This is a genomic window from Nostoc sp. FACHB-280 (genome assembly GCF_014697615.1).
GTDB lineage: Bacteria > Cyanobacteriota > Cyanobacteriia > Cyanobacteriales > Nostocaceae > Nostoc_B.
Genome location: NZ_JACJSD010000001.1, coordinates 312,769 through 329,823, shown reverse-complemented (window position 1 = coordinate 329,823; position 17,055 = coordinate 312,769). Strand labels below are relative to the sequence as shown.

Sequence of the window (17,055 nt, the reverse complement as noted above, 5' to 3'; positions counted from 1 at the left end):
ATTCCCCGTTTCCTACATCTATGTAATGCCTATAGTGTTATAACCACTTTATCAAGCAATATACTATGGCTGACAAATCTATTCTATAGATATAATATATATGTTACAAACCACCTCACTACGAAGATATGCAATAAGGTTTCCATATTTAGGATTTAGGACTCCAAAAGATTTTACCCTTCTCACCTGGATGGGCTGCTCCCTCTTTATCAGAAGGCCACTCGAAGTATATTTCACTTGGTAATTTCAAATGTTTGAGCAAGTGTAGTGTATTGCGCCACGCAGTATTTGCATTTACTCCCTGAATCCAAATATTTGCCTCTGGTAAGTAGTCATAACCATTTTCATTTATTTCACCTTGCTTGATATTAGATCGAGTCAGTCTCTTCAGAGCTTCAACAGACATACCTTGTTGAATTGCTATTTCGTGTACTTTAGCTGCGATTTTATTCCAATTCGGCTTATTAATTTCCTTGTCATCAATTAAAGCTCGTAAGACTTTACTGTGAGTAAGATTACTGGGATTCTCAGGATCTATGACTATATAATTCTCTGTTTCAAAACAATTCTTAGTTTCACAAAAATTTTCTATTCCAGAGACTTGTTGAGACTTCTGAAATATATCATGTTCATTCAACAACTTCTCTATCACAGTTACAGGGGTATCTTCAAACGGAACAGCGATCTCTTGAAGACGTTTGTAAATAGGATCAGGTATTCTTACAACTGGCATTTTATCTTTCTTCTGTGTTTATCCTACGTCTACAAATGTAACATACATATTTGTAAATAGAAGCTACATATAAATAATTTTTACGGTATGGTGATACTCGCTATCATATTGAATAACAGTCTATGCCTACTGTAGAACAGGCTCTTGCCTGCGTTAGAGTCTGCCAAATGCTGTCAAATGGTTATCAACCTATCCATGTGTTTCGCTATAACCTGAATACTAAAACAGTATTTATCCTTGCTGGTGTGACTGAGAGTTTAGAGATTCTGATTTTTTCTGATGGTCAATGGAATTTTAACGATGACGAAACCTGATTTTAGCAAAATGACCCGTCAAGAACTGAGAGCCTACATATTGGCTCATCGAGAGGATGATGAAGCGATTGAAGCTTTAATTCAACGTGGAAATCCCAATAGTCCCAAATATCCATTTCCTCAGACTGAAGAGGATTTTCAAGAAATGGAAGAAATACTCAAGCGAAAATTAGGTAGCAGCGAAGAAGCTGTTTGAAATATTTTAATTGAGAGGGGCGATCGCACCTGCACAAACTAAAAATTATGCAAGAGTTTGTCTAAATATTCCCTAATAAACAGCCATGTCTTTCTTAAAACCCTACTCACAAACACTATATAATACCGACTACTTGCAATGGATAGAAACAACTGTAGAAAAATTGCAAAATCATGACTATGCAAATGTGGACTGGGAAAACCTCATTGAAGAAATCGCGGACATAGGAAGGAGTGAGCGTCGCAGCCTCAAAAGTAATCTGATTGTGATTCTGGTGCATTTACTAAAATGGCAATTTCAGCCTAAACACAAAAGTGGTAGCTGGGAAGCAAGCATTATTGAGCATCGTAGACGTATAAATGAAGCTTTACATGAATCGCCTAGTCTTAACTCTTATATTGACAGCATCTTTGCAGAGTGTTATTCACAAGCTATTAAGCAGGCAAAAGCTGAAACTGGTTTGCCTATAGAATCTTTTCCTAGTATCTGCCCCTACAAAATACTAGATGTGATCAATGATGAGTATTTACCAGAGTAAACAGACATACAGCAAAATTCAGGATAATCATTATATATCTCGACAATCCTAAAAGTTGCACTCCTGATCCTATCTGCACCTCTGTAACTCTGCATGAGGTAAATTATCCAGCAATTATGCAAAACTCTCAATTTTCACACAATGCTCCCAGGCTAACTTTGCCGCACCTACCATTCCCGCCGAGTTACCTAATTCCGCAGGCAAAAGTTGTAAACCAAAGCGCGAAGTTGCCATAACTCGCCGTTCAATTTCTGCTTTGGCGGCTGGGAAGAAAAATTTAAAACTAGCACTAACACCGCCACCAATGACGATCGCCTCTGGTGTTAAAACATAAATTAAACTGGCTAAACCTGTTCCCAAATCTCTGCCGTATTCTTGCCAAAAAGCCAAAGCATCACTATCTCCCGCCTCAGCCAGAGCGCCTAATTCCGCTGGTTCTTTCCCTGTACGGCGACGAATGGCAATAATTGAAGCATACTGTTCTAAGGAGCCTTGATTGCCACTGTTGCAGATTGGGCCGTTAGGGTTGAAGGTGATTAAACCGAGTTCGCCACCTGCGCCACGATGTCCGACAAACAATTTGCCATCTAGAATAATTGCGCCACCAACCCCGGTTCCCAAGGTCAACATAATGAAATTTTGCCAGTTACGACCGGCTCCTAACCAAGCTTCTGCAACTCCTGCACAATTGGCATCGTTAGCAATGACAGTGGGTTTGCCTGTTTTAGCTTCTAACCAGTCAGCTAAAGGGACATTATGCCATTGGGGTAAGTTAATGGCGATTTGAGCAATGCGTCCTGTCGCATCCGCCGGGCCAGGAGTACCGACACCAATAGCAATAGTTTGATTATCTGGGTCAACTTGCGCGATCGCATCTACCATCACACTCAAAACTGCTTCTGGAGTTGCTGGTTGGGGTGTTTCCACCGTTAATGATTGCCAGCAAGTACCATCTTGGCTGAACCGCCCTAGTTTAATTGCTGTTCCCCCGACATCAATGCCAATTACTTCTGGTTTAATCACAATTGCATATCCCACATTTCAGTTGTGATACAGAAATGTATCACTTGTGCTTGTCTGTGATGTAATCGGTTGATTCATCAGAACGTACAGAAGCAACTTGCAAACTAGTATTAGGGTAATAATTAACACTTGATTTTCCCTGAGAAGATGCAACTGGTGTCCCGCTCAAAATTCCAGCTAGAGCAACAGAAAGCATAAATCCACCCGCGGCAGCAGCAATTAAAGTAAGGTTATCTTTCACACAAATCTCTCAGTAAACATTACAAATTTAGTCAAGAGTCAAATGTAACTAAAAAATCAATATTCAGACTTTATACTTCAGTTGACTATTTCCGAATCCCATTTTCTCCCCGCAAACGAGGATTGACAAATTCATTTAACCCCTCACCGAGTAGGGATAACCCTACTACCATCAATGTCATTGCTAAACCAGGAAACAGCGTCGTCCACCAAACCCCTGTAGGTAATGCTTCCAAGGCTTGTTTTAAATCATGTCCCCATTCTGGTACTTCTTCTGGTAATCCCAGCCCTAAAAAGCCTAAACCGCCCAATACTAAAATTGCATCGGCGGCGTTGAGGGTAAATAGTACAGGTACGCTTTGAATGACGTTGAAAAATAAATAACGCGACAGCACAATCCAGGTAGAAGCGCCCATTGCTTGTGCTGCTTCGATGAAGACTTCTGTTTTCACACTTACTGTATGGTTGCGAACTACACGGTAATATTGGGGGATGTAAGCAATACTAATAGCGATCGCAGCATTGAATATGCCTCGCCCCACAACAAAGGCAAGCGTTACAGAAAGTAATAATCCCGGTAAGGTGTAGATACTATCCATCAGAAACAGCAACACCTTGTCTAACCTACCGCCAAGATAGCCACTCACCATCCCCAGAGGTACACCAATCACCATACTCAATGCGGTGGCTAAAATCACTACTTGTAATGCAGCTTGAGCGCCAAACAAAGTGCGCGAAAATACATCATGACCCAAGCGACTAGTACCAAACCAATATTTAGCGGATGGTGCTTCTTGAATGGGGTTAGCAAGAAAATCTTTAGGGTTTTGTAGCCATCCCCAAGCCTGCATTACAGGGGCGAAAAATGCCAAAAAGATAAAAAACAGGGTGATGGCTAACCCAATAATCATTAATTTTTGGGACAGATTCGGATTTTTGGCAAAACGTAAAAAAGTTGGCAGCTGACGTTTAGTTATGGTCATGAGCGATCGCCTGCATTCAGCAAGATACGCTGACCATTGTACATAGGGGAGTGGGGAGTGGGCATTAATAAAGTCAAAAGTCAAAAGTAAAAATGTAAAAGAGTAAATTCTTTTTAATTTTTGCCTTTTGCCTTTTGACTTCTTACTCCCTAAATGTTGCTTTCAATCAACTGGCGGTACTCGCTCTTTTGTTTCACGCCTTTGATTTCTTTCAACAGTTCTTTGTCTTTGAAGAACTGTACTGTTGGTGTACCTGTGACTCCAGCGTTTTCAGCAATCTCGCGGTCTTTATCGATGTCAATTTCCACAAAGTGAATTTTGCCGTCGAATTCATCCACTACTTTATTGAGTATGGGTTTGAGGGTATGACATGGGCCGCAACCAGGAGCGACGTATTTGACAATGAGCAGGCGATCGCTTTCGTGGAATAATTTCCGTAAAGCATAACCACCTTCATGACGTGTCGCCTGTAAATTAAACCCAGCTGCTTCCTCAGCTTCCGTTTTCTTTTGTACTGGCTGAGTTTCTAACTCATTGTTAAGAGTGGGTTCTTGATGGAACTCTTGAATCAAACCATTAGAAGATAACCAACGTTCTGCCAACAACGCCGCCATACAACCAGTACCCGCAGCTGTAATTGCTTGGCGATATTCATGGTCTTGCACATCACCAGCAGCGTAAACGCCTTCAACACTGGTTTCTACAGAACCGTCTTTGGTGACGATGTAACCCACCTCATCTAGTTCTAGTTGTTCCTTAAATAAAGATGTATTGGGAGTGTGACCGATCGCATAAAATAAACCCTTGGCATGAATTTGGCTTTCTGCACCCGTTTTATTATTGCGAACTTTCACACCATCCATGTGACCATTACCGAACACATCCACAACTTCTGTGTTCCAATGCACTTGGATTTTCGGGTTACTCAAAACTCGGTCTTGCATAGCTTTAGAAGCCCGCATCTTATCAGACCGTACCAACAAGTTAACTTTGGAACCATATTTAGTTAGGTAAATTGATTCTTCTGCGGCTGAGTCCCCAGCACCAATTACCGCTAACTCTGCGCCGTGGAAAATTGGTGTTGCACCATCACAAATTGCACAAGCAGAAATTCCCCGACTCCAAAACTGATGTTCACTGGCTAAACCCAAACGTTTCGCCGTTGCACCAGTGGCAATAATTAAACTATGGGCTTTAACTTCTCTTTCTTCAGAGCGCACAGTAAACGGACGCTGGCTTAAATCCACAGATATGACATCCTCAGTATATAACTCAGCCCCCCAACGTTCTGCCTGTGCCTTCATCCGATCCATCAGTTCCGGCCCTGTAATCCCTTGTGGGAAGCCAGGGAAATTTTCTACCTCTGTAGTTGTCATCAGCTGCCCACCCGGCAATCCTCCAGCTTGGAAACCTTCAAACAAAACGGGTTTCAGATTAGCTCGTGCTGCATAGATAGCAGCAGTGTAACCTGCTGGCCCAGAACCAATAATCACTACGTTTTCTACTGTTGGGTTAGACATATATCTATACGAACTCATAACGACTACGCTTAATATAACATAACCATAGAGTGAGAGGGAAGGTAGATAAATGGGAATACTCAAACTTAAGCCAATTCTTTTTAGTCATGCTTCTGCCAGATACAGGTATTGGGGCAGACTGTGGAGAATGCAATCACAGGAGCAATTTACCTATGAATAACCCAACATCAGACTTAAAAGAGAAAATTCGCCAGCAGTTTGAAGCAACTCCATACCCTAATAATTCTGTAGAGGAAACGCCTAAAAATAAACTGAATTTACTTTACGTTTATAATTTTGTCACATCTTTCTATTTAAGAAACCAAGAAATTATCAATACTAAAGATAAAGTTATTTTAGATGCGGGTTGTGGTTCTGGTTATACATCACTAGCCCTAGCAGAAGCCAATCCTAATGCCAAGATTATCGGTGTTGATTTATCAGCAGAATCCGTAAAATTAGCACGCCAAAGACTGCTATATCATGGCTTTGATCATGCAGAATTTTATACACTTTCTATTGAAGATTTACCCCAGTTAGGGATGCAATTTGACTATATTAACTGTGATGAAACTCTTTATTTACTGCCAGATCCAGTTTTAGGTTTGCAAGCAATGAAATCTGTTTTGCAACCTCATGGGATTATTCATACTAATTTACATAGTTACCGCCAAAGATTTTATTATTACCAAGCTCAAGAACTTTTTCAACTAATGGGACTACTAGATAGTACGCCTCAAGAACTGGAGGTTGAATTAGTTCGAGAAACGATGCAAGCTCTAAGGGATGACGTAGTTCTCAAACAAAAAGCTTGGGATAGCGCCTTTGACCAAGCACCGAATCTGGCTTTAGTGAATCATTTGCTCCAAGGGGATAAAGGTTACACAGTTAAGCAAATGTTTGCCATGCTGCAAGCTACTGACCTGGAATTTATCAGTATGGTGCAATGGCGACACTGGGAACTGATGGATTTATTTAAAAATCGAGATGATTTGCCAGCTTTTCTAGCCATGAGCCTCCCCGAACTTTCAATAGAGGAGCAGTTACATATATTTGAACTATTACATCCTGCTCATCGGTTGCTAGATTTTTGGTGTGGTCATCCCAATCAAGGAAAGTTGTTTGAGCCAATTTCTGAGTGGACATTAGCAGACTGGCAAAGTACAAAAGTACATCTGCACCCCCAATTAAGAACAGAAAAAATCAAACAAGATTTGATTAACTGCATCACTCAAGGCAATTCATGGTCAGTTGCCAACTATATAAATCTTCCTTTAAAGGGGCCTATAGATTTAGATCCCAACTTAGTAGCTTGCTTGTTACCTCTCTGGGAGGGAGGGCAAGCATTTGACTCCTTGGTACAACGCTGGTTACTGATTAAGCCAATAGATGCTGTCACTTTAGAACCGATGAGTTATGAGCAAGGCTGTGTTCAAGTTCAAAGTCTGTTGAGTAAACTAGAAGTCTTTCTCTACGTGCTTTTAGAACGTTGTGCATAAAGTACATACGGCACATTTTCAGAATTTTTTGCTGTAGGTGATATGAAACGTGAAACAAGTGGGTAACTTAAGCCTAGAAGTCAAGAATAATACATCTCACCCCCCAGAGGAGAAACTCTCAATGAAGCCTGCAATCAAACCTGAACTTCAAGCTAAATTTTTGCAACACCTAAATAATCGTAAGAATAGAGCAGATGAAGGTTTTACCTTGATTGAATTGCTCGTAGTAGTAATTATTATTGGTGTTTTGGCTGCTATTGCCTTACCTTCTTTGCTTGGTCAAGTTAACAAAGCCAAGCAGTCAGAAGCGAGAAATAGCATTGGTGCAATTAACCGCGCTCAACAAGCTTACTTCTTGGAATTCCAGTCCTTCTCAACTGACTTAAGCCAATTAGGTGTTGGGATTAAAACCCAAACTGATAACTATGATTACAGCAGCATTATTAGTGGTAGCAGTGCTACCGTTGCTGGTGTAATTTCTCACAAAGCTCAAGCCCGTAAACCAGCTTTAAAAGCTTATGTGGGGATTGTTGGCACAATAGTTGGTAATGCTCAAACCAGTGAAGCATTAACAGTGGCTTTTGCCTGTGAAGCTCCAATACCTGGTACAGGTAGTGTTCCCACTGCAAGTGCTGTTAGTGGCTGTCCTGGCACCTATAAATCTCTGGGTGGTTAATGTCATAAATGCTTGTTATTGTGCTATTTCGAGCTAATAGTATTTGAATTTTGCATTAAGTGAGTAGTGAAATATTGAACTACTCACTTTGTTTTATTGGTTAGTAGTAAATCAGGAGGATTTCAATGTCTGCAATAATAGAAACACAAAGTTTAGCAGAACTAAATGAAAGAGCATATAAATATCTAGTTCAAGGAAATTATTATCAGGCAACTCAGATTTATGAACAACTAATAGATGTTGAACCCCAGATTAAATCTTATTATTGGTATTTGGGTTTAGTATTGTTACTTCAAAAGCAGGAAGCTGAAGCTCAGACAACTTGGCTGATGGCAATGATGGAGGTAGAAGAATATGATATTGCTCAAGTAACAGATGAATTAAGAGAAATTTTAAACCAAGAAGCAGTTAGGCAAGAAAGTATAGAAGATAATGCTAATGCTGCGCTGATTCGGCAACATATAAAAGAAATTTGTCCGGCAGACATTAATAATTTATTACATTTAATTCAATTACAAATAAAGCTAGAGAAATATACAGGTGAAGAACTAGCAGACTTTGGAATTCTCAAACTACTTCAGGCTGAACCACCAGTTACGGTAGAGTGGAAATTATTAATTGCTGTTTTAGAAAATATTGTAACTTATGCTCCTTTACATCCATCATCATTAGAATTTACTAAAACTTGTATTTCTTATATTAGTGAAAAATCACAAGCTAATACTTTTATTAATATTTTAATTCTTGCGGCAGTTAATATTGGTTATGTACAAAAGCAACCAGGAATAGCAGCTTCATTTTTAGAAATTTGTTTAACTTTAGATGCAAATCATAGAGAAATTTTATTCTATATTACAGGTCTTTATTTTACTGCTGGTAAATATTCTCAAGGTATAGAAACAGCAAAAAGCTCATATTCATTAGCTACTGAATTACCAGAAAAAATATTTGCTAACAATTTAGTTCTTAGAGGTTTAGTGAGTTCTGGTGGTACGAACTGGCAAGCTGCTTATGAAGCTTGGCAAAAACATGAACTGCTGTTAGAAGAAGTAAAGCAATTAAGTCCTATTAATTTAAGTTCATTACAAGTATCAAGGTTATTTAATACTGATTACTTTACACCATATTTTCAAGATAAACCACAAGCATATAGAACTCTTCGCAATGGTCTGTCAGAAATATGTCAGAATAATATTGAAATTTATGCTCAAGAAACAATTACAAAGCATAAAACAAGACATACTCAAAAGATATTATCAACTACAAAAAATCTAAAAATTGGTTATTTATCTCATTGTTTTCGCAGCCACTCTGTAGGTTGGTTGGCTAGATGGTTAATTAAACACCATGACCGCGATCGCTTTCAAATTAATGGCTACTTTCTCAGTTGTGATCCTGCATTTGATCCTCTACATGAATGGTATCTAAATAACTTTAATTACTCTTACAAATCTGCTATACCTGAAGCATTAACAGAACAAATTTTTCAAGACGAAATTGATATCTTAGTTGATTTAGATAGTATTACCTTAGATTTAACCTGTGGAATTATGGCGATCAAGCCTGCACCAATTCAAGTAACTTGGTTAGGATGGGATGCTTCCGGAATTCCTGCAATTGATTATTTTATTGCTGATCCTTATGTTTTGCCAGAATCAGCCGATGAATATTACAGAGAAAAAATCTGGCGTTTACCACAAACATACATAGCTGTTGATGGTTTTGAGGTAGGTGTACCTACTCTGCGCCGGGATGATTTAAAGATTCCTACTGATGCAGTAGTTTATTTTAGCGGACAACGGGGTTTTAAACGTCATCCTGATACTGCACGCCTGCAAATGAAAATTATTAAAGAAGTACCTAACAGCTACTTTTTAATTAAAGGTGATGCTGACGAGGAATCAATTAAAACCTTCTTTTATCAATTAGCTGAAGAAGAAGGTGTTGAGCTTGAAAGGTTGTTGTTTTTACCGGGCGCACCATCAGAAGCGTCCCATCGAGCTAATTTAGAAATCGCAGATGTAGTTTTAGATACATATCCTTATAATGGTGCGACAACAACTTTAGAAACTTTGTGGATGGGTATTCCTTTAGTGACAAGAGTTGGTGAGCAATTTGCCGCACGTAACAGTTACACTATGATGGTTAATGCTGGCATTACTGAAGGTATCGCCTGGACAGATGCAGAATATGTCGAGTGGGGTGTGCGCTTGGGTAAAGATGAAAATTTACGCCAGCAAGTAGCCAAAAAGCTGAAAGCATCTCGCCAGACTGCTCCTTTGTGGAATGGTAAACAATTTGCCTGTGAAATGGAAGCAGCTTACGAGCAAATGTGGCAGAAGTATATAATCTCTGGTGATACTCATCGATAGACCTGAAATATACCGCCGTTTGCATACTCGTGGAATACTGTAGAGACTCTAGAGACGTTACATGTAACGTCTCTACAACATCTTAAATTTTACACTGACTACAATTTAGAAGTATTGAGTAAGGTGAGTTTAGCAACTTTTCGCCCTAGCCTTCTCCAATAAGTATCTCGCCATCCTTTCCAAGATGTCATATCAAGATACTCAAAAAACAGATGTTTTTTTGGATGTTGGCATTCTGTACGTAATCCTGCATACCAAGGTTTAGGAGCATTAGTAAAATGAATAATGCCAGGATTATTCACTATTTCTTGAAGTACATTTTCTGAATATGGGCTATCTTTTGATGATATATCATTATACACTTTTGGCATTTGGTTCCATTTGGGATGAAGTTCTCCCCATTTACCAGCTATAACCGCGTTTAAACCATCTTGATCATCTGGTGAATATTCTATATTCTCTCTGAGATAATTGATGACTTTCAATCCCAGATTTTCGGTGCGCCATTTATCTAGATTAATTACTAAAAGCCCAGAGTTGAAATATTTAGTATCTGGTGATAAGCCTAAGTCTTGATAATTTCTTAATCCTTGGGACATGGATATATATAGTTGTACGTCATCTTGTACCGCTAATACATAGTTATCTGCAATATCAATATTCCATAGTTCTTCTAAATCTCCTGTGACAACCATATCACTATCTAGATAAATTGCCTTATTAACTTCTTTAGGTAAAAATTCAGTAATGAGTAAGCGATAATAGCAGCTAATTGTCAGGTGTCTAGATAATACTAGATTTTCAAATATTTTATTGTCTGGTTGTACCCAAGAAATATTTATTTGTTCGGGATTAAATGATTGAATTATTTTACGTTTGTTAGATTGACTAATGCCGCCATCAATAATTAATAGAGAGATTTTACGGTTACTTTTCAGATTGGCTAAAGCTGAACTGACTGTTACAGCTAAAGGCATTGCATAGTTATTATCAGCAGCACAAACGAGAAAAATTGGTTGAGGATTGAAATTAACCAGCATAAATTTGACTACCAATTATTGTAGCGTGAGAGTTTGATGATTAAACAAGTAAATGCTGTACCAAAAATATAAAGGTTTAATGGTACATAAAAAACTATTGTTGAGGCATGATTTAGTGAGTTGCATTGTTACTGATGCAACTTACTCAGACAAAATTATCAGCCATTAATGATGGCAAATGGCAAATGTGAGTCTTTAGATTTATATGCCGTTTATGCTATTCCTCAATAGGAATAAAGTTTTTAAACAAGTAATTTCACAATCAATTAGGGTGGAGTGTCTCCAACTTCAGCCATCACATTAAAATCCAGCATTGGAGCGAATAAATAAACACTACCGCGATTAATGTAACGGCTTAGTTGCAGCCAGTTTTGAAATTCTGCTGCGATACTAATCATGAATACAAGTTAGATTTTTATTGTGTGGCTTGATAGTAACACGTTGGGGTACCCTTACCATCCTAGAAGATAATTACAAAATTTTTCTCAAGAATCAGTAAAGTTTTCAAAAAATATATAAAGCATGAAATTGATATTTCATTATGATTTATTTCAAATTTATTTATGTTTTCTAAATAACAGATTGTTGATATTAATTACTGTAATGCTTACTCTCTAAAATATGTTATTTTGTCATTTAAAACTGGTGTTTTGTAAATTTAGTATTGTATAACACTAAATATTTGTATCTAATTGTGTTTATTTATCCTAATAAAAATCAACTGTAACACAAATTACAATTTAATGTTTAATTATCAATAATTGCTCAGGTAAATATTAGGACTTTTTGATGCCTTGGCAAAAATGCGATCGCCAACATACACCGCACCTACAATAAAAAAGGCGGAAATACCGCCGCGTCACACTTACACCTTGTTTTATCTGAATAAACTCAGTTTGACTTATGAAAATGGCATTTTGATGACAAACTTGTGTCATTTCATAACCAGTTATATTGCTTCCACTTCCAGCAAAGGTTAATAATTTTTTAGTATTTGTTACATTTGTATAGAAAAAATGCGATTTATGGTTATTCACGAAGACTTGTAATTTAGGAAGGGCTTTTCTGAGCTTCCTTTTGAGCAGCTTCACTATACTTCCTATATAGTTCAGTACGAATCTGCGCTTCTCGATAGCGAGTGTGATTTGCTGGTACTGCGGCCATTAAATCAGATGCACGTTGCCATTTAGCAGCTAAATCTAACCACTGAATTGAAGTTGTAGCTGTTTTGCCATTAATGGTAGCTTGGTTGGCAATCCGCACTGCTGAACCAAAAGGATCATTAACTTCTTCAGGATCGCCAAGATTGTTTTGAGCGTTATTAACTGGTGCTACTGGTTTGTTTTCTTTAGGTTTGGTGGTAGTAACCGGCTTGGGGGTTTCTAATTGAACTAGAATTTTTAGCCTATCACCTAACTGAGCGTATACAAGCCAACCCAATAACAACAGAAAGCCTATACTGACAACTGTTGGGATTCTGGTTTTGGGTAAATATCGATATTTGTTTCTGTTGATGAGTACAGAATTACGTGCAGATTGAGTTTTGAGCAGATTTGACTGTGTTAGGTGAGTTGTAGCTTGGGTGAAGTCTTGAATTAGCTGCTTAACTATGTGTGGTTGCGCTAAAGTAATTTCCTGTGACCACAGTAATTGATTTTGGGGATCAAGAGAAATTTCTTTGAGCCAAAGTAGTTGTTCTTCCCTAACAATGCGGCTATTAATATTGACTCGGTGAATATTACGTGGTGCGATCGATTCTAGAATTTTCTGGATTTGTCCTACTAGGGTTGATTGTTCCAGTTGTTCTATTGTCGATGCCTCACAGAGAAGTTGTAAGACTCCATCAGCAAAAATAGCTCTGGTTCTGACACCAGAGTCGGCTAACTTTTCGTTTAACAATTGAATGATTGCAGCAACGCTACCCTGGTGAGCTTGCCAAGCAATATCATTTATCCGATCTACCATTTCTAGCATTTGAGTTTTCGTGATAGCTTTTTAACCCTGATTTATTACCAGACGGGGATACTTCGGCTACTGTTCTAGGGAACTTGAGCTTGTCTTTAGATTTTATGAGTAAAAAGACGAGTTGCCAAATAAAATCTTTAAAATTGGCATTCTTCTGCTTTTGGCAAGAAGAATCTAATAATATCAGTCAGTGTACCCCTATTCTGAGTAAGTGATTAATTATGAAGTTATAAACATCACTTCTGTAGTATAAAGTTCTGTTGGTCTAAATAGTATCAGGATCAATACTTAGCAATCTCTACTTTTATAGTAATTTTTCTACCTGAGTCTCCGGTACTGATTTGATTATTCTTTAGTTTCAGTACTACTTGTACTATTTTCTCCGTAATCAGTAGTGTTTTTTCTCCATCTGCTTAACCAACACTAATTGATTATTCCTTTACTTAACCAGATCAATGCAAGGGTTCATACTGAATTTCTATAATTATCTTATACCGGACTCATATTTAATTTCTGAAAAAAAATCAGTACCTTTAGATAAGGCTGCTTTCCTACTCCCCAACACTAATTGCGACAACTTTGGAAACCAAAACAACGCAGCGGCTCCTTTCTATTCCCTACTCCCTATATATACAAGCAGATTCGGAAATCAAACTGGATACGATGCAAGGCAGCAATCACGCAAAAAATAATAATTGCTTTGACACTGAACTATAGAAATAAATTAATGTCTTTCAGACTTAAGACTTCAGGCTTTCTGTATTAGTCTCTTCTCGGAAAAAATGATTTTTCTGGTAATTTATCTTTTTTGTCAGAAAACTCTGTGCAATTTTTCGCTTCATCAGTCAGCACAATAGAAGGTTGTACTGCACATTTAAGATAATGATTATTAGCATAAAATCTACAGTTCTTGCAAGGAACTTGATGCAAGGGATTGACGCTAAATACCATTTTATTATCTAGTAATATCTTAATTTTTCGTAATATCAAGAAAAAAACCACCCAGCTACACAGAAGACCGACAGGACTTAAATATAATGCAGTAGCCGGAATATTTAAATCTTGAGGTTGTGTTTTCTCTGTTGGACGATCAGTATGGCTTAAATAAGAATTATTGATTTCTATGGTTTTTTTTACTTCAGTTTTGCTAAGCATAATCTGACTATATATATTTGTACTATTGTGAGATTTTTAAAATTTCAATTCTCAACCTTCTAAATTTATTGTCTATATGCACCATAATTACCTATATAGCATTCCTATTTAATATAGGAACAAAACAGACAAGGGAGAGCAGGTAGAGAATGTTTGTAAATCATTGAGGATGGACATATCATTCAAGACGAATTATACATATATATATATTTTATGGGACAACTTGTGATACTAGGTATATTTTTTAAGACTCTAATTATATATTTAGCGAAAGAAAAATCCTCATGTCTCTGCCGAGAGTTTTGATTATTGTTAATGGATATATATCAAAAGAAATAAGCTAATTGTGTGGTGTGCCATAAATAAATTTATGTAAAAAAGTGAAAACTTTTTTGTTTAGATTGAGATTGTCAATATTTTATTAATTTATTTAAACTAAATTGCTGTTCAGCCATAAAAAAAGGTGGTTTTACCCACCTTTCTGTCTTACTCTCCAGAAAAACTTATTTATGGCTACCTAACCATTTAGCGGCTGCAATACCTATAATTGCTGCAACAACAGGGTTACTCAGGAATTTAAGAATGCCTGGTTGTTCTGCTAGAACTTCGCGGAAAATATCTGGATGGTTATGATAAGCAAAAGAAGCAAGTCTGCTGACATCATCAGCACTCATCCGGTTGGGGTTGTGAGTAGAAAGACTTAGCTGTTGTTCTAAGTGGCGCTCATCCAAACCTCTATCTTTCAAATGTTTGAAAAAGGCGCGAGCAACGTCATCTCTTTCATTTGGTTTAATTTGAGCGATCGCCTTTTGTAATTCTGGCTCCATTTGGCTGCTAGGAATGCTCTCTGGATGAAGAGAACGACCAAATAATTGACGACGTTGATCTGTAGTTGTACGTTGAGCGAAATCGTCAAAATTATCGTATTGAGTAGCTGCATTAGTGGATGGATCATCTAATGATTCCACATCACCTTGAGCTAAATCTTGCATGATTTGTCGTCTGTATTCTTCGCTGGTTGACACTTTTTTATCTCCTTATTCAAAATCAAATTCCAAATTCTCTCTGCAAAATTCTGGAATTTTTAAGTTTAAATTCAATCACGCCAGTATAGTTCCAACCCTAATTAGCTATACTTGACTTGATTAGTCTGAACATCGTATTGAGTCGTCAAAATTAACTTTTTGTCAGGGCTGTAAACTAAGACAGTTAAATCTTGATTGGGGAAATTTTTCCGAAAGCCTTGAACTAAAGATTTAGCTAAAGGTCGAACTTCATTAGGACGAACTTCACGAGAAATTACAACACCTAATTTGTTGTTATCTCTTACATAAGCGTCTTTGACTAAGCCTCTAGAGGTTTGTACTACCCAATTACCAAAAGTTTGACCACCAGGAGTATTACCTCTTTCTAGTTCGCTGTAAGTGACATCTCTGCCAATTACAGGCGGATTGGTTGTGCGGTCAGCTTGGCTGACTGTAGCACCACCACAAGCGGTAGTTACAGTTAAAATTACAATTAAAATACCTGCGATCGCAGTTTTCCGAATCTGCTCCAGCGATATCATTATTTCACTCCTAAAATAAACCTTTTAAATAAGCCAAATTACTTGTATAGGACTTACACACTAAAATTGTGTATGGAGATTTGGATAGAGGTATGAAAGGGTATGAGGTGTATAGATTTGGATATAACTCTACACCTTTTTACCCTTACCATCCTTCGATTAATTGCTAACTAAAATTAGTTCTAGTCGAGCTTTCTTTTCACAGAATCTTTGACATCTTCCATACCTTGACGTACTTCGCTTTCAGCTTGCTTTGCTTTGCCTTCAGTTTTATCTTCAGGGTCGCCAGTTACATTACCTAGTGCTTCTTGAGCTTTACCTTCAATATTTTTAGCAGTAGCTTTTGCGCGATCTTCTAAGCTCATTTTACTCTCCTAATCTTATATAAATTCCGATTCAAAGTTGTGAATTAACTTTGAATTTCTTGGTGATTACCTTTACAAATTAGCTTTATAGTTTGGGTCTAGCCTTCCGCCACAGGATATATTATTGGTCTCTATAAAAAGAGAGATACTAAAATTAGCCAGATATAATGAGATCCCCGACTTGTTAAAAAAGCGGGGATCTGAAAGCGATAAACATTGTAATTAGGTTATATAAATGATTAAATAACTCAAAATTTTTATCCGAATAAATAATTAAAAAACCCGCTCTCTTGAAGAGTTCGGGTTACTCAGATAATTAAAAATGCTTTTTTAGTCTAGTCGATAAAACCCATAAGAATTTCAGAATCGTCAATAGTATTAGAAGCTACTGGACGGTTCCCCATCACAGAATAGCTGCTAGAAATTACTAAGGCACTAGAAGCAATGGGACGCAAACCAGAGAGGTTAATGCTATCAACAACTTTAATAGTGTTAGCAGCAATGGGGCGAATACCCATCACGTTGATGGTTTCTACTACTTCTAAATTACTAGCAGAAATGGGACGTATACCTGCAATTGAGACTGTTTCTGCTACTTGTAAATCGCTACCAGCAATTGGACGAACTCCAGCAATGGCTAGGGTTCCAGGCTTATCGGATTTTTCTGTATCTTGAGTGGTTTGATCGTTATTCACAGTTTGACCTTGATTATTTTCAACTTCCACCGTTGTTTCCCCCTTGAGCTTGGCACGTCTTTGGCGAGGACTAGCTGCTTTGCCCGTGCTGCTGATGCTCATAAACTCTACCTCTGGTTTCTTAATTGAACTTTACAATATTTGAGGAAAAATTAGACTTTTTCCCATATATCA

At 37.6% G+C, this 17,055-nt stretch carries 20 protein-coding genes; 7 read left to right on the top strand and 13 right to left on the bottom strand.

Annotation, left to right across the window (positions count from 1 at the left end; genetic code table 11):
* Positions 1 to 148: 148 nt before the first annotated feature.
* Positions 149 to 733 carry a T4SS efffector SepA family protein gene (locus H6G75_RS01350; RefSeq protein WP_190978206.1) on the bottom strand — a complete coding sequence of 195 codons (585 nt, stop codon included), beginning with the start codon at positions 731 to 733 and terminating at the stop codon, positions 149 to 151.
* 122 nt (positions 734 to 855) lie between these two features.
* Here H6G75_RS01350 and H6G75_RS01345 point away from each other — a divergent pair, with 122 nt between their 5' ends.
* The 3 genes from H6G75_RS01345 to H6G75_RS01335 all read left to right on the top strand — a co-directional run bounded on the left by H6G75_RS01345 (position 856) and on the right by H6G75_RS01335 (position 1,781).
* A complete protein-coding gene (locus H6G75_RS01345; RefSeq protein ID WP_190978205.1) occupies positions 856 to 1,047 on the top strand; it encodes a DUF6888 family protein in 192 nt (63 codons plus the stop codon).
* Complete coding sequence (locus H6G75_RS01340; protein WP_190978204.1) at positions 1,034 to 1,243, top strand: DUF6887 family protein; 210 nt, start codon at positions 1,034 to 1,036, stop codon at positions 1,241 to 1,243. The genes H6G75_RS01345 and H6G75_RS01340 overlap by 14 nt, the downstream gene beginning before the upstream one ends.
* Positions 1,244 to 1,328: 85 nt before the next feature.
* Complete coding sequence (locus H6G75_RS01335) at positions 1,329 to 1,781, top strand: DUF29 domain-containing protein (RefSeq protein ID WP_190978203.1); 453 nt, start codon at positions 1,329 to 1,331, stop codon at positions 1,779 to 1,781.
* A gap of 114 nt (positions 1,782 to 1,895) precedes the next feature.
* Here the strand turns inward: H6G75_RS01335 and H6G75_RS01330 are convergent, their stop codons facing one another.
* The 4 genes from H6G75_RS01330 to trxB all read right to left on the bottom strand — a co-directional run bounded on the left by H6G75_RS01330 (position 1,896) and on the right by trxB (position 5,547).
* On the bottom strand, positions 1,896 to 2,804 hold the full coding sequence (locus H6G75_RS01330; RefSeq protein WP_190978301.1) for an ROK family protein: 909 nt from the start codon (positions 2,802 to 2,804) through the stop codon (positions 1,896 to 1,898).
* Between the two features lie 40 nt (positions 2,805 to 2,844).
* Complete coding sequence (locus H6G75_RS01325) at positions 2,845 to 3,045, bottom strand: hypothetical protein (protein ID WP_190978202.1); 201 nt, start codon at positions 3,043 to 3,045, stop codon at positions 2,845 to 2,847.
* Between the two features lie 85 nt (positions 3,046 to 3,130).
* Entirely contained in the window at positions 3,131 to 4,027 is an 897-nt protein-coding gene (locus tag H6G75_RS01320) for an ABC transporter permease (RefSeq protein WP_190978201.1), read from the bottom strand.
* A 149-nt stretch (positions 4,028 to 4,176) separates the two neighbouring features.
* Positions 4,177 to 5,547: a thioredoxin-disulfide reductase gene (trxB, locus tag H6G75_RS01315; protein ID WP_190978200.1), complete on the bottom strand. Its 1,371-nt coding sequence runs from the start codon at positions 5,545 to 5,547 to the stop codon at positions 4,177 to 4,179.
* Between the two features lie 173 nt (positions 5,548 to 5,720).
* Here trxB and H6G75_RS01310 point away from each other — a divergent pair, with 173 nt between their 5' ends.
* The 3 genes from H6G75_RS01310 (at position 5,721) to H6G75_RS01300 (ending at position 10,094) form a co-directional block, all read left to right on the top strand.
* Positions 5,721 to 7,046, top strand: a complete 1,326-nt coding sequence (locus tag H6G75_RS01310; protein ID WP_190978199.1) for a class I SAM-dependent methyltransferase — start codon at positions 5,721 to 5,723, stop codon at positions 7,044 to 7,046.
* Positions 7,047 to 7,167: 121 nt separating this feature from the next.
* A complete protein-coding gene (locus tag H6G75_RS01305) occupies positions 7,168 to 7,722 on the top strand; it encodes a type IV pilin-like G/H family protein (RefSeq protein ID WP_190978198.1) in 555 nt (184 codons plus the stop codon).
* A gap of 125 nt (positions 7,723 to 7,847) precedes the next feature.
* Positions 7,848 to 10,094, top strand: coding sequence for an O-linked N-acetylglucosamine transferase, SPINDLY family protein (locus H6G75_RS01300; RefSeq protein WP_190978197.1), 2,247 nt, complete (start codon positions 7,848 to 7,850; stop codon positions 10,092 to 10,094).
* 98 nt (positions 10,095 to 10,192) lie between these two features.
* Here H6G75_RS01300 and H6G75_RS01295 read toward each other — a convergent pair whose 3' ends face one another.
* Together H6G75_RS01295 and H6G75_RS33395 are read right to left on the bottom strand one after the other, a co-directional pair.
* Positions 10,193 to 11,134, bottom strand: coding sequence for a glycosyltransferase family 8 protein (locus H6G75_RS01295; RefSeq protein WP_190978196.1), 942 nt, complete (start codon positions 11,132 to 11,134; stop codon positions 10,193 to 10,195).
* A 266-nt stretch (positions 11,135 to 11,400) separates the two neighbouring features.
* Positions 11,401 to 11,532 (bottom strand): hypothetical protein, encoded by a 132-nt coding sequence (locus tag H6G75_RS33395; RefSeq protein ID WP_277884060.1) that lies wholly within the window; start codon positions 11,530 to 11,532, stop codon positions 11,401 to 11,403.
* 405 nt (positions 11,533 to 11,937) lie between these two features.
* Between H6G75_RS33395 and H6G75_RS32770 the strand changes: the two genes are divergently transcribed.
* Complete coding sequence (locus H6G75_RS32770) at positions 11,938 to 12,114, top strand: hypothetical protein (RefSeq protein WP_206757365.1); 177 nt, start codon at positions 11,938 to 11,940, stop codon at positions 12,112 to 12,114.
* Between the two features lie 70 nt (positions 12,115 to 12,184).
* Here H6G75_RS32770 and H6G75_RS01290 read toward each other — a convergent pair whose 3' ends face one another.
* The 6 genes from H6G75_RS01290 to H6G75_RS01265 form a co-directional block, all read right to left on the bottom strand.
* Complete coding sequence (locus H6G75_RS01290) at positions 12,185 to 13,099, bottom strand: hypothetical protein (protein WP_190978300.1); 915 nt, start codon at positions 13,097 to 13,099, stop codon at positions 12,185 to 12,187.
* 762 nt (positions 13,100 to 13,861) lie between these two features.
* Positions 13,862 to 14,254: a hypothetical protein gene (locus tag H6G75_RS01285; RefSeq protein ID WP_190978195.1), complete on the bottom strand. Its 393-nt coding sequence runs from the start codon at positions 14,252 to 14,254 to the stop codon at positions 13,862 to 13,864.
* 503 nt (positions 14,255 to 14,757) lie between these two features.
* Complete coding sequence (locus tag H6G75_RS01280) at positions 14,758 to 15,279, bottom strand: hypothetical protein (RefSeq protein ID WP_190978194.1); 522 nt, start codon at positions 15,277 to 15,279, stop codon at positions 14,758 to 14,760.
* Between the two features lie 101 nt (positions 15,280 to 15,380).
* Positions 15,381 to 15,821, bottom strand: coding sequence for a hypothetical protein (locus H6G75_RS01275; protein ID WP_190978193.1), 441 nt, complete (start codon positions 15,819 to 15,821; stop codon positions 15,381 to 15,383).
* A gap of 182 nt (positions 15,822 to 16,003) precedes the next feature.
* Complete coding sequence (locus H6G75_RS01270) at positions 16,004 to 16,186, bottom strand: CsbD family protein (protein WP_096580205.1); 183 nt, start codon at positions 16,184 to 16,186, stop codon at positions 16,004 to 16,006.
* Between the two features lie 335 nt (positions 16,187 to 16,521).
* Positions 16,522 to 16,983, bottom strand: a complete 462-nt coding sequence (locus H6G75_RS01265; protein WP_062288109.1) for a hypothetical protein — start codon at positions 16,981 to 16,983, stop codon at positions 16,522 to 16,524.
* Positions 16,984 to 17,055 lie beyond the last annotated feature (72 nt).

Coding starts and splice junctions, on each gene's coding strand:
- H6G75_RS01350 (WP_190978206.1), bottom strand. CDS start 733: ATGCCAGTTGTAAGAATACCTGATCCTATTTACAAACGTCTTCAAGAG.
- H6G75_RS01345 (WP_190978205.1), top strand. CDS start 856: ATGCCTACTGTAGAACAGGCTCTTGCCTGCGTTAGAGTCTGCCAAATG.
- H6G75_RS01340 (WP_190978204.1), top strand. CDS start 1,034: ATGACGAAACCTGATTTTAGCAAAATGACCCGTCAAGAACTGAGAGCC.
- H6G75_RS01335 (WP_190978203.1), top strand. CDS start 1,329: ATGTCTTTCTTAAAACCCTACTCACAAACACTATATAATACCGACTAC.
- H6G75_RS01320 (WP_190978201.1), bottom strand. CDS start 4,027: ATGACCATAACTAAACGTCAGCTGCCAACTTTTTTACGTTTTGCCAAA.
- trxB (WP_190978200.1), bottom strand. CDS start 5,547: ATGTCTAACCCAACAGTAGAAAACGTAGTGATTATTGGTTCTGGGCCA.
- H6G75_RS01310 (WP_190978199.1), top strand. CDS start 5,721: ATGAATAACCCAACATCAGACTTAAAAGAGAAAATTCGCCAGCAGTTT.
- H6G75_RS01305 (WP_190978198.1), top strand. CDS start 7,168: ATGAAGCCTGCAATCAAACCTGAACTTCAAGCTAAATTTTTGCAACAC.
- H6G75_RS01300 (WP_190978197.1), top strand. CDS start 7,848: ATGTCTGCAATAATAGAAACACAAAGTTTAGCAGAACTAAATGAAAGA.
- H6G75_RS01295 (WP_190978196.1), bottom strand. CDS start 11,134: ATGCTGGTTAATTTCAATCCTCAACCAATTTTTCTCGTTTGTGCTGCT.
- H6G75_RS33395 (WP_277884060.1), bottom strand. CDS start 11,532: ATGATTAGTATCGCAGCAGAATTTCAAAACTGGCTGCAACTAAGCCGT.
- H6G75_RS32770 (WP_206757365.1), top strand. CDS start 11,938: ATGCGATCGCCAACATACACCGCACCTACAATAAAAAAGGCGGAAATA.
- H6G75_RS01290 (WP_190978300.1), bottom strand. CDS start 13,099: ATGGTAGATCGGATAAATGATATTGCTTGGCAAGCTCACCAGGGTAGC.
- H6G75_RS01285 (WP_190978195.1), bottom strand. CDS start 14,254: ATGCTTAGCAAAACTGAAGTAAAAAAAACCATAGAAATCAATAATTCT.
- H6G75_RS01275 (WP_190978193.1), bottom strand. CDS start 15,821: ATGATATCGCTGGAGCAGATTCGGAAAACTGCGATCGCAGGTATTTTA.
- H6G75_RS01270 (WP_096580205.1), bottom strand. CDS start 16,186: ATGAGCTTAGAAGATCGCGCAAAAGCTACTGCTAAAAATATTGAAGGT.
- H6G75_RS01265 (WP_062288109.1), bottom strand. CDS start 16,983: ATGAGCATCAGCAGCACGGGCAAAGCAGCTAGTCCTCGCCAAAGACGT.